Source organism: Pseudomonas sp. Arb-4-2C (assembly GCF_055755015.1).
Map to the genome: position 1 here is coordinate 2825624 of NZ_CM146899.1, position 11671 is coordinate 2837294.

Genomic DNA, 11671 nt, shown 5'->3' on the forward strand with positions numbered 1-11671 from the left:
TTCAAAGTATTACAAAGGCAGCTCGACCCGAGCCAACAAGCCACCACCGTTGCGATTACTCAACGTCAGCTCCCCGCCCTGCTCGCGGACAATGGCCCGCGCCGACGACAAGCCAAGCCCGACGCCACCGGTTTCACGGTTACGCGAGGTTTCCAGGCGGAAAAACGGATCGAATACCCGTTGCAGCGATGCTTCGGGAATTCCCGGCCCCTCGTCACTGACGTCGATACAGATGCTGTAACCGTCACTGCTCAGCGCAATGCATGGCTGCTGCGCATACTTCTCGGCGTTCTCCAGCAGGTTGACGATTACCCGTTTGATCCCCAGCGGGCGTCCCTCATACACCAGATGTGCCGGGCCGCTGAAACCGATGGCGATATTCTGGTCGCGGTAGTCGTCGATGATCGTCTGCAGCAACTCCGAGAGGTCGAACGCGGTGGTTTGCTCCGGTTGGGTGTCTTCACGGAAGAACGCCAGCGCGGCGTTGATCATCGATTGCATCTCTTCAATGTCGCGGATCAGTTTGTCCTGATGATCAAAATCTTCCATGAACTCGCTGCGCAGGCGCATCCGGGTCAGCGGAGCGCGCAAATCGTGGGAGATCGACGCGAGCATGTGCGTGCGCTCGCTGATGTAATGCTGAATCTGCGCCTGCATGGTGTTGAAGGCGATGATCGCCTGACGGATCTCGTCCGGGCCTTCGATCTTGATCGGCGGCGCACGCAGATCGCCGCCAAAACGGCGGGCAGCGCTGGCGAAACGCTGCAGCGGCTGGGCCAGTTGCCGTGTGGCAAGCCAGGCCACCAGCACCGTGGCGATCAGGCCGAGGGCGATGATGATCGCGATGCGTGTGCCGATGTCCAGTCCCCAGGAGCGCTCGCGCGAAGAGAACAGCAACCAGCTGGCATCGGGCAGTTGAATCAGCGCCGCATAGCGCCCCAGCGGGCTGCCGCTCGGCCAGTCAGCGGGGTTGAACACCCGAATCTGTCGATCATCGCCCAACAACTGATGCAACACCGATGTCTTGCCTGCCGTGAGTGGCGTACCACCCGAGGGCAATCCGAGGTCGTCGCGTTGCGCACTCCACATCACCTCTTGTGTCAGGCCGTTTGCCGCTTGCGCCAGTTGCCGGCGTAAAGGTGCCGGTGCGGCCTCGATCAACTTCACGGTGGCGGCAATCTGCTCCAGCAACCCGGTGCGTTCGATGGGCGGGCGCGCCCAGGTTCCCGCCACCTCCACGAACAGGAAATTGAGCGCCAGCGAAGCAAGCATGGCCGCGACGATGGTCAGGGCGATACGCCGACTCAGCGGATCACGGCGCAAGAAGCGGCGAATCATGAACGAGTGACCTTGGCCGTGAACATATAACCGCCGTTGCGCACAGTGCGGATCAGGTCAGGGCGTTTGCTGTCCGGTTCGATCTTGCGCCGCAGGCGGCTGACCTGCACGTCGATGCTGCGATCAAAGGCGTCATGGCCCTGGCCGCGAGACAGGTCGATCAGTTGTTCGCGGGTAAGGATGCGCTGCGGGTGCTCGAGAAACACCACCAGCAGGTCAAACTCGCCACCGGATAGCGGAATCATCACGTTTTGCGGCGAGCGCAGTTCGCGGCAGGTGATGTCCAGGTGCCAACCGGCGAAAGCGACTACCGGCCGTGACGGCTCGCTCGCGGGGCCGACCTGCTCACCGGCGCGGCGTTGCACGGCGCGCAAGCGGGCCAGCAGTTCACGCGGGGCAAACGGTTTGGTCACGTAGTCATCCGCACCCAGTTCGAGGCCGACGATGCGGTCACTCAACTCGCCCATGGCGGTCAGCATGATGATCGGAATGCCCATCTGCGCCCGCACTTTCTGGCACAGGCTCAAGCCACCCTCGCCGGGCATCATCAGGTCGAGAATGATCGTGTCCGGGCGCTGTTGCGCAATCGCCGCCCACATTGCCGCGCCGTCGACGGCCACATCGACTTCGTAGGCGTGCTGGACGAAGAACTTCTTCAGCAAGGCGAGAATTTCCACGTCATCGTCGACGATCAGCAGTCTGCTCACGTTCACAGGATCCCAAGGCCAAAAAAAGAACGCATCTAAAACTATTCCGGCGCCCGGGTCATTTATTTCAATCGTGCAACATTCCGTCGTCCCGGACATCAAGCGGACATTGTGCGGCAAAAACCCTCTGCCACCCTGCACGCCTTCCAAAACAGGGGGCATTTCATGAAGGCTTTGCACAGCAGGTATACCGCCGAGGGACACGACGCCCGTTATCCGTTGATTCTCAGCCAACGCACCACGGCGCCTGAGCACGATACGCCGCTGCTGTTCCAGGAGTTCTGCCTGGGCCTGTCAGATGATCAAAGCCGCATCGTCTTGCGCCGCTATTTCGAACAATACGGGCCTTCCCAGGCGCAATGGGTGGAGTACGTGCATTCGATCCCGACCGCCGATCTCATCCACTGGATCATGACCCACGGTCAACTGCGCATCGAGTGCTCGGACAACACCCCGCCGCTCTCCTCCCCAACCACCGCCCGCGCTTGAACGACGCGGGTGCAAAGCGCAAAACAAGGATTCGCATGATGAGAAGCCATTGCTTGATGACACTGTTGTGTACAGCGTCTCTGAGCCTGTCGGGCTGCAGCAGCAAAACCGTCGAACCGGAGAAATACAGCGGTTTCCTGCATGATTACAGCGTGCTCAGCGAACACAAGTCGCCATCAGGCCTGCCGGTTCTGGGTTGGGTCAGCCCTGCGCTGGCCCGCGGCCGTTACACCCAGGTCTATCTGGCGCCGAGTCAGTTCTACCCCAGCGTCGAGCCGACGCAGCGGATTCCGCTGAGCACGTTGTCGGGCGTCACCGAGTACTACGACGCGGCCCTCAGGCTCGAACTGGGCAAGGTCATGCACCTGGTGTCCAGACCCGGCCCGAATACCCTGACCGTCAGACCCGCAATCACCCGCGTGTCCGCCAGCACGCAGAGCCTGCGCTTCTATGAATGGCTACCGGTGACCCTGGTCGCCGCCGGCGTGAGCACCGCCACCGGCATTCGTGACCAGGACAGTGAAATCGCCACCGAAGTCTCGTTCGAAGACGGCTCCACCGGCGAAGTGGTCGCCGAAGTCGTACGCAAGGGCACTGGCCTGGCACTGGAAAACGACAAGCAAGTGCTGACCGCCGATGACGTCAAAGGCGTGCTGGACGGTTGGGCCAGTGATCTGGGCAAGTCATACGCGACGATTCGTCGCTAACCCCATGTCCTGCTTCACTGCGCAAAGTGCTTCACGGCCGCATCGATAAAACTGCGAACCTTGGCCGTTTTCTGCCGGTTCGCCGTGTACAGCAGATGCATCGCTCGGCTGGGCGTCTCGAAACCCTCAAGTAACTGAACCAACGCTCCCGCACGCAAGGCCGGCTGAAGAAAATCCGCCGGCCCCAGCACGATGCCGAAACCATCCACCGCCGCCGACAGCAAGGCTTTGCTCTCGTTGACGTGCAAACGGCTGGTCACCGGCACGCTATACGCCTGCGACCCCTTGAAAAACTGCCACTCACGATCAGCCGGCCGCGACCAATAGGCGTAACCGAGGCACTCGTGTGCCTGCAAATCCTCCGGCACACGCGGTGTCCCGCGCGCCGCCAGATACGCGGGTGACGCGCAGACCATCAGTCGATAGGGGGCCAAGGGTCTGGCCGTCAGGCTGGAGGTGGCAAGAGGACCGATCCGGAAAGCCACCTCAAAGCCCTCTTCCACCAGATCCACGGCGCGGTCGGTCAGATGCAGGTCGATTTCCACTTCGGGAAACTCCCGTAGAAACCCGGTCACGAAGGGCATCAGGCTATAGGAACCAAAGGTCACGGGCGCACTGACCTTGAGTTTTCCACGCGGTGTGTCGCTCATGATTTGCGCCAGTGAATCGGCGGCCTCGGCTTCAGCCACAATGTGCTTGCAACGCTCGTAATACGCACTGCCCAGTTCGGTCAGACTCTGCCGGCGCGTGGTGCGATTAAGCAGCCGCGCACCCAGCCTGTGTTCAAGCGCCGCGACATGCTTGGCGACCATCTGCGCCGACATGCCCAAGCGTTGAGCGGCACTGGCGTAAGAGCCTGCTTCGGCAGCCATTACAAAAGCCGCCATGCTGCCAAGACGATCCATTCGAAACTCCCGTTATCGAAAGCAAGTAACAAACCGCAATTTATCAGCATCTGGTTAGCAATCATCATAGGCCCTTCAAACCCGATCAAGGAGCACGTGATGCGTATTGGAATTGTTGGAGCCGGATTCATAGGGCGCGCCGTGGCGCAATTGCTGATTGCCGCCGGGCATGAAGCAATGCTGAGTAACTCGCGCGGGCCGCAAACCATGAGCAGCGTGCTCAGCGGTATCGCCGGCTGCCAGATCGGCAGCGCCGAACAAGCGGTGCAGTTTGCTGATGTGGTGCTGGTGGCGATTCCGTTCGAGCACTACCCCAGCCTGCCAAGCGCATGGTTTGTGGGCAAAACCGTGCTGGACGCCAACAACTATTACCCCGATCGAGACGGCCATATCGCGGCCCTTGATAATCATCAAAGCACCACCAGCCGGTTGCTCGCGCAGCACCTGACCGGGGCAACGGTGGTCAAGGTGTTCAATGCCATCCTTGCCGGTGATCTGCTCAAGGACGCACGGCCGGCGCATTCGAACGAGCGCCGGGCGTTGCCAATTGCAGCTGATGATGCGCAGGCCAAGGCACTCGTCAGTCGGCTTCTGGATGAAATCGGTTTTGATGCGGTCGACGCAGGAAACCTGGATGAGAGCTGGCGATTCGAGCGGGCCAAACCGGCCTATTGCATTGCATTCGACAAGGCCGGCCTGATCCACGCCTTGGCAGCAGCCGAGCGCAACGTCGAATTGCCGCGCCGCTGGTAACGCCACGGAAGCCGCAAACCGGCTGCCTGCGGGGCGGCCGGTGTTCGGGGGCGGGGATTATCGGGTTGGGGTTTCGGTGATATCGAACGTGCAGTTGACCTTGCGGGGCGGTTCTTCGTTTTGTTGGAAGGCGCCGGTTAGCGTGCCTTTTGCGTGGGTATGCGTGGGCAAGGAGGCAAAGGTCACTTCGCCGCTTCTTGCGTAAAAGAATCCGAATGGAGAGTGAAAGTAAAGCGCTTGAACCTTGCTGTCTGACCTTCCCAGTGGGTGCGTCAGTCCCTGCAAATCAGCATCGATGATCAGGGTGATATGTTCTGCGCCAATGGGCGGATGAGTGCGGCCAACGACCTCAAGATAAGGTTTACCGTCGACTTCCTTGCGTTGAATACCGACTTCAACGGCATTGAAGTTTTCCTTGTCGACCGTCCCCTCGAATGTCCCTTTACCTGCCAGGTGTGCAACGGTAATGCCGGTGAGATCGAAGATGCCTGAGCTCACGGAAATAATCTCGTCCGGGCCGGAGTGAACGCTGTAATCGAACGAACCCCACATGCGCGCGGTTTTCCAGTCGTAGTGCACTGTAAGCACGCCCTCGTATGACCCCAGGGAAACGCCTTCTGGAAAGTATGAATAGCGCCCTTGTGTTTTGCTGTCGGGCGAGGGTTTCAGCGAAAACCGGTTTTCCGTGCCGTCATTTGCAAGGGTATTGGGAAACCAGAGTTCAATCACCCTGAAAGTCTGGACGTCGTGCCTCATAGTGGCGCTGATCCTGAACTGTTCTGCAGTCTCCCTTATTTCCAGTTCTGTTCTAGCGATGAATGCCAGTTTGCCGTCTCTGTCCTCAATCGTTGCCTGGACATTGCCACGGGTGTTGTGCAGTTTTTCAGGTTTCATTGCGCGGCTCCCCTTTGGGTTATCTCCCGGACACAAGGGAGAGCAGGAGCGTAAGTCGCTTTGGCCGCCGACATAACTGTCAGAGTTGACAGGTACCTCTACCGTCCGGCTGCTGCGCGCAAGCTCTGCACGCCAGGTTCACCTCTCCAGCATGCCGTGACACAACAGCGTCAGCACCCCGCGCATGTGCAAGGCATGCGCTGGTCGGTCCGGCACTTCCTGGGTCGCCAGACGAATGAACGCCATGTTCGCGTACTGGTTGAACAGCGTCGCGGCCACCTCCAGATCGACCGATGCACGCACCTTGCCCTGCGCCTGAAAATGCCCAAGCAACGCCTTGGTCTCTTCAATCACTGCCACATTCCACGGGCTCAAGGCCTGGGCCAGTTCACCGGTCAGCAGGAACGGCGCCAGTTCGCGCCACAGTGAGGCCGGCATTGCCTGCAGCTGGTAATCGGTCATCAGCCCTTCGAACTCGCACAGCGCCTCCAATGGATCGCTGTCGTCATCCAGATTGGCCCGCGCATCACGCATGGCCTGCTCGTCGGGCTGCTTGAGCAACGCCAGCAGAATCTCCTGCTTGCCGCCGAAGTAATTCACCACCGTCGGCGCGGACACCCCGGCCTGCACCGCAATCTGGTCCAGTGTGGTGGCTGCAAAGCCGTTGGTCTTGAACAGCTCAAGTGCCGCTTCGGCAATCACTTGCCGGCGCTGTTCCTTCTGCCGCTCTCTGAGTCCGCTCATGTTGCCTCTGATGATCCTTGCCAATGGCGATCAGCCTACGGATATCTTTTTTCACCGACAAATATTTTCTTTACAAAAATATTTTAAAGTGACAAATATTAGCCGTGCAGCGCTGGAATGAACGCACTCACCCGCCCCATTCTCTGGAGATCAGCCATGTCCACCGAATTCGATCCGACCCGCAGTACCCGCGATTACCAGGCCGCCGACGCCGCCCACCACATTCATGCGTTCGTCGACCAGAAAGCACTCAACGAGGAAGGCCCGCGGGTGATGGTCAGCGGTGATCGCCTGGCGTTGTGGGACAACGACGGCAATCGTTATCTCGACGGCATGTCTGGCCTGTGGTGCACCAACCTCGGTTACGGGCGCAAGGACCTGGCCGCCGCCGCGACTGCACAGCTGCAACAACTGCCCTACTACAACATGTTCTTCCACACCACTCACCCGCAGGTGATCGAGTTGTCGGAACTGCTGTTCAGCCTGTTGCCCAAGCACTACAGCCACGCGATCTACACCAACTCCGGCTCCGAAGCCAACGAAGTGCTGATCCGCACCGTGCGCAAGTTCTGGCAGGTGATGGGCCAACCCGAAAAGAAAATCATGATCGGCCGCTGGAACGGCTACCACGGCTCGACCCTGGCCGCGACGGCGCTGGGCGGCATGAGGTTCATGCACGAAATGGGCGGCACCATCCCCGACGTGGCGCACATTGATGAACCGTACTGGTTCGCCCACGAAGGTGACCTCAGCCCCGAAGAATTCGGCCTGCGCGCAGCGAAACAACTGGAAGACAAGATTCTCGAACTGGGCGCCGACAAGGTTGCCGCGTTCGTCGCTGAACCGTTCCAGGGCGCCGGCGGCATGATCATCCCGCCTGCCACTTACTGGCCGGAAATCCAGCGCATCTGCCGAAAGTACGACGTGCTGCTGTGCGCCGACGAAGTCATCGGCGGTTTCGGCCGTACCGGCGAATGGTTTGCGCATCAGGCCTTCGGTTTCGAGCCCGACACCCTGTCGATCGCCAAGGGCCTGACCTCCGGCTACATCCCCATGGGCGGCCTGATCCTGTCGCGGCGCATGGCTGAAGCGCTGGTGGAAAAAGGCGGCGTGTTCGCCCACGGCCTGACCTACTCCGGGCACCCAGTGGCCGCAGCGGTGGCGATTGCCAACCTCAAGGCGTTGCGCGATGAAGGCGTGGTCACCCAAGTGAAAAACGATACCGGGCCTTATCTGCAGAACTGCCTGCGCGAAGTGTTCGGCAACCATCCGCTGGTGGGTGAAATTCAGGGCGTTGGTTTGGTTGCCGCGTTGCAGTTCGCCGAAGACAAAGCCACCCGCAAGCGTTTCGCCAACGAGAACGACATCGCCTGGCGTTGCCGCACCATTGGCTTTGAAGAAGGCTTGATCATCCGCTCTACTCTGGGACGAATGATCATGGCCCCGGCGCTGATTGCCACGCGGGCGGAGCTGGATGAATTGGTCGACAAAACCCGCATCGCCGTCGATCGCACGGCCCGCGAGTATGGCTGCCTGTAAACCGACATCCATTGTGGGAGCGGGCTTGCTCGCGAAGGCGGCCGATAATTCAACACAGATGTTGAATGACACACCGCATCCGCGAGCAAGCCCGATCCCACAGAGGCTTTTTGAATAGTGCGTAATTGGCGGAAGGCAGCCGGAGTCGAACCTGCCCGGGAACGGATGCCGTCCCCAACCGGGTTTGAAGCCCGGCCGCGCCACCGGGCGCGATTGCCTTCCATTGAACTCAGGGTGCGTCGGCACTGGCCAGCGCGTTGTCGTGGCGGATCACGCGGGATTCGCCGATGCGTCGGGTCAGGCCAAGGCGGTCGAAATACTCCAGATACTGAATACAGCGTTTGCGTCCCAAGCCTAGCGCATCCCGGAACGTTGTCACCTGGATCTGTGGATTTTCCTGTTCCAGTTGCAGCAGCACGCTGGCCATGCGCCGCAGTTGCACGTCAGGCAGAAACAGGTCACGCACCACTTGGTACATCAGCCCCAGGCGCGCCAGTTTGCGCAGCAACAGGCGCACTGCCGCGTCGTCCTCACCGAGTATTTTTGCGACATCGCGCACCCACGGCGGATCGTATCCGGCCTGTTCGAACAGCGGCTGCAGGCGCAGCCACAGGGTTTCGTCTTCGGCATTCAAACGTACCTGATGATCCGGCAGGTGCAGCCACGGCCCACTGGCGTTGATCGATCCGGCGGCACGCAATTCGTCCAGCAGGCTGGCAAAGGTCGAACGCTCCAGCGCCAGACCGCTGAAGCGCCGCAGACGGTCGCGATCCGGGCCCATCTGGTCGGGTTCCAGCTCATGGAGTTTTGCCAGTTGCTCCAGCACGGTGAACTTCAGTTGTCCCCAACGCTGCACGTTGAACAGCACCGGGCCTTGGCGGGTGTCGATCAGGCGCACGTTGGACGGTAGTGACCAGTCTGCACGTTGACGATTGAACTGACGCTCCAGCCGCTGCGGATCCAGGCCACCGGCGCTGTGGTTGAGCAACACCGGCAGCGCTTGCTCAAGACTGTCGCTGCGCACCAAGGCTTGCAGTTGCGCCAACCGTTCCGGGCTGCGGCGTTGTCGGGCCGGGGCGAACGGGTCGAGCACCTGGCCACCGCCGAGGGTGCGTTGCGCGCTCGGGTCACGCAGGATCACCCGATCGCCCTTCACCGCATGCACCGGGGCGTTGATCAGCAGTTGCGCGAACATGCGCTGGCCGGAGTTCAAGCGCGGGCCTTCGAGCAAAGCCACGCGAGCGATCACGTCCTGGGTACCGAGGTGCACATGCACCGGGTGAAAGTGTTCGAACGTGCGCTCGCCGGGCAGCAGCTGAAACTCGATATCGACCCGTTGCGTCGGTGCGTGCAGCCATTCGGCCAACAACCATTGGCCGCGATGGATCTGCTCCAGCGTGAGCCGATCACCGCTGATATTCAGTGCAACGCGTTGCCCGGCGAAGGCCTGTTCGGCAGGTTGATTCTGCGCATGCAAGCCACGCACCCTGACCGATTTTCCGGACGGCCCGAGCGCCAGTTTGTCCCCGACGCTAACCGTACCCGACAACGCCGTCCCGGTGACCACGATGCCCGCGCCGGCCACGCTGAAGGCGCGGTCGATGGCCAGACGGAATCCACCTTCGCGGCTGCGCTCATGCACTTCGCCCTGGGTTTGCAACAAACGCTGACGCAACTCATCGACGCCCTGCCCGGTTACGCTCGACACCGCCAGCGTCGACGCATCGGCAAACGGCCCGGTTTCCAGCAAATCGAGAACCTGGCGTTCAACCTCTTTCAACCTGCCCGGTTCGACCCGGTCACACTTGGTGATCGCCACCAGCGCCCGGGGAATGCCCAGCAACTGGACGATCGCCAGATGCTCGCGGGTCTGCGGCATCACCCCGTCGTCCGCTGCCACCGCCAGCAACACCAGATCGATGCCCTGCGCCCCGGCGAGCATGTTGTGGGTGAATTTCTCGTGGCCCGGCACATCGATGAACCCGGTCAGCCCGGCACCGGGCTTTAGCTGCGCGTAGAGATAACCGAGGTCGATGGTCATCCCGCGTTCGCGTTCCTGCGGGCGGCGGTCGCCGGTTTGCCCGGTCAGGGCCTGCAGCAACGAGGTCTTGCCGTGGTCGATGTGCCCGGCAGTGCCGACGATCACGATTCGACCTGCAACTGCGGCAATTGCGCCAGCCACGCTGTTTCATCGTCGAGCTGACGTAGATCGAGCCACAGCGCATCGTCGTCAATGCGCCCGAGCACCGGGATCGGCAAACCGCGCAGCGCCGCTTCCAGATTCAGCAGACAACGCCCACGCAAACGCTTTGAAACCTGCGGGCGACAACACAGCGCCGCACTCGGCAATCGCGCCACCGGTTGGCTGCCGCTGCCGATCATGCCCAAGGCCTGAACGGCGCTGACCTGCCAGGATTCGCTCAAGGCCTCAGCCATCGCCGGTTGTAAACGCGAAGCTTGGGCGAAAATGTCGGCTTGCGAGCGAGTCAACAGCCGCAAACTCGGCAGACGTTCCGCGAGGCGATCCGGATCGCGATACAAGCCGAGCACCGCTTCCAGCGCCGCCAAGGTCAATTTGTCCACCCGCAGCGCGCGTTTCAGCGGGTTCTTCTTGATCTTCGCGATCAGCTCTTTGCGCCCGACGATCAATCCGGCCTGCGGCCCACCGAGCAATTTATCGCCGCTGAACGTAACGATATCCGCGCCATCGAGCAGCGCCTGACGCACCGTCGGCTCAGCCGGCAAGCCCCAACGGGTCAGGTCCAGCAGGCTGCCGCTGCCCAGATCTTCCAGCAATGGCAAACCATGCCGATGGGCCAGCTCGGCCAGTTCGGCGGTGGGCACGCGGGCGGTAAAGCCTTCGATGCTGTAGTTGCTTGCATGCACGCGCATGATCAAACCGCTGCGCGGGCTGATCGCCGCTTCGTAGTCTTTGGCATGTGTGCGATTGGTGGTGCCGACTTCGTGCAGGCGCACGCCGGCGCGAGCCATGATGTCGGGGATGCGGAACGCACCGCCGATTTCGATCAGCTCACCGCGTGAAATGATGCCTTCCTTGCGCGCGCCGAGGCTGTTCAGGGTCAGCAGCACCGCAGCGGCATTATTGTTGACCACGGTGACCGCTTCGGCGCCGGTCAACTCGCGGATCAGGCCTTCGATCAAATCGTCGCGATCACCGCGCTTGCCGCTGGCCAGATCGAATTCGAGATTGAGCGGATATCGCGCGGCCATCTGCACTGCTTCGATGGCTTCATCCGGCAACAGCGCCCGGCCAAGATTGGTGTGCAGCACCGTGCCGGTCAGGTTGAACACCCGCCGCACGTGGCTGCGCTGTTGTTGCGCCAGGCGCTCGCCGACGCGCCCGGCGAGCACGTCTGGGCTGATTTCGACGGCTGATAATTGCCCGTTCAACACGCTAGAGCGCAACTCATCGAGCAACTGGCGCAAACTGGCCAGCAACGACTCACGCCCATAACGCTCGGCCAACGGCACACAGGCCGGGTGACGCAACAAACCATCAATGGACGGTAAACGCGGGGCAACACTTGCGGACATCAGCCACTCCCGAAAACAAAAGACTTTCCGGCATGACCTG

11 protein-coding genes and 1 tRNA gene are annotated in these 11671 nt (G+C 61.2%); 4 read left to right on the forward strand and 8 right to left on the reverse strand.

Translation table 11 applies throughout. The features are described 5' to 3' along the window. Positions 1–9: 9 nt before the first annotated feature. Together AC0J41_RS12630 and AC0J41_RS12635 are read right to left on the reverse strand one after the other, a co-directional pair. Positions 10–1338 carry an ATP-binding protein gene (locus AC0J41_RS12630; protein WP_473015794.1) on the reverse strand — a complete coding sequence of 443 codons (1329 nt, stop codon included), beginning with the start codon at positions 1336–1338 and terminating at the stop codon, positions 10–12. Then, entirely contained in the window at positions 1335–2045 is a 711-nt protein-coding gene (locus AC0J41_RS12635) for a response regulator (protein WP_025109659.1), read from the reverse strand. Before AC0J41_RS12635 ends, AC0J41_RS12630 begins: the two co-directional genes overlap by 4 nt. Before the next feature lie 165 nt (positions 2046–2210). Here AC0J41_RS12635 and AC0J41_RS12640 point away from each other — a divergent pair, with 165 nt between their 5' ends. Together AC0J41_RS12640 and AC0J41_RS12645 are read left to right on the forward strand one after the other, a co-directional pair. After that, complete coding sequence (locus AC0J41_RS12640; protein ID WP_025109658.1) at positions 2211–2534, forward strand: hypothetical protein; 324 nt, start codon at positions 2211–2213, stop codon at positions 2532–2534. 38 nt (positions 2535–2572) lie between these two features. After that, positions 2573–3241, forward strand: a complete 669-nt coding sequence (locus AC0J41_RS12645) for a DUF3313 domain-containing protein (RefSeq protein WP_473015795.1) — start codon at positions 2573–2575, stop codon at positions 3239–3241. Between the two features lie 14 nt (positions 3242–3255). Here AC0J41_RS12645 and AC0J41_RS12650 read toward each other — a convergent pair whose 3' ends face one another. Further along, the gene (locus AC0J41_RS12650; protein WP_473015796.1) at positions 3256–4146 is read right to left on the reverse strand and encodes a LysR family transcriptional regulator; all 891 of its coding nucleotides are present in this window, start codon (positions 4144–4146) and stop codon (positions 3256–3258) included. A gap of 99 nt (positions 4147–4245) precedes the next feature. Between AC0J41_RS12650 and AC0J41_RS12655 the strand changes: the two genes are divergently transcribed. Further along, positions 4246–4899 carry an NADPH-dependent F420 reductase gene (locus tag AC0J41_RS12655; protein WP_473015797.1) on the forward strand — a complete coding sequence of 218 codons (654 nt, stop codon included), beginning with the start codon at positions 4246–4248 and terminating at the stop codon, positions 4897–4899. A gap of 57 nt (positions 4900–4956) precedes the next feature. Here the strand turns inward: AC0J41_RS12655 and AC0J41_RS12660 are convergent, their stop codons facing one another. Both AC0J41_RS12660 and AC0J41_RS12665 read right to left on the reverse strand, forming a co-directional pair. Continuing rightward, the gene (locus AC0J41_RS12660; RefSeq protein ID WP_473015798.1) at positions 4957–5793 is read right to left on the reverse strand and encodes a hypothetical protein; all 837 of its coding nucleotides are present in this window, start codon (positions 5791–5793) and stop codon (positions 4957–4959) included. A gap of 138 nt (positions 5794–5931) precedes the next feature. Continuing rightward, positions 5932–6537 (reverse strand): TetR/AcrR family transcriptional regulator, encoded by a 606-nt coding sequence (locus tag AC0J41_RS12665; RefSeq protein ID WP_473015799.1) that lies wholly within the window; start codon positions 6535–6537, stop codon positions 5932–5934. A 156-nt stretch (positions 6538–6693) separates the two neighbouring features. Between AC0J41_RS12665 and AC0J41_RS12670 the strand changes: the two genes are divergently transcribed. Continuing rightward, positions 6694–8076, forward strand: coding sequence for an aspartate aminotransferase family protein (locus AC0J41_RS12670; protein ID WP_473015800.1), 1383 nt, complete (start codon positions 6694–6696; stop codon positions 8074–8076). Positions 8077–8202: 126 nt separating this feature from the next. Here the strand turns inward: AC0J41_RS12670 and AC0J41_RS12675 are convergent. The 3 genes from AC0J41_RS12675 to selA form a co-directional block, all read right to left on the reverse strand. After that, positions 8203–8298, reverse strand: a tRNA-Sec gene (locus AC0J41_RS12675). Positions 8299–8305: 7 nt separating this feature from the next. Further along, positions 8306–10222: a selenocysteine-specific translation elongation factor gene (gene selB, locus AC0J41_RS12680; RefSeq protein ID WP_473015996.1), complete on the reverse strand. Its 1917-nt coding sequence runs from the start codon at positions 10220–10222 to the stop codon at positions 8306–8308. Continuing rightward, positions 10219–11631: an L-seryl-tRNA(Sec) selenium transferase gene (selA, locus tag AC0J41_RS12685; protein WP_473015801.1), complete on the reverse strand. Its 1413-nt coding sequence runs from the start codon at positions 11629–11631 to the stop codon at positions 10219–10221. Before selA ends, selB begins: the two co-directional genes overlap by 4 nt. Positions 11632–11671 lie beyond the last annotated feature (40 nt).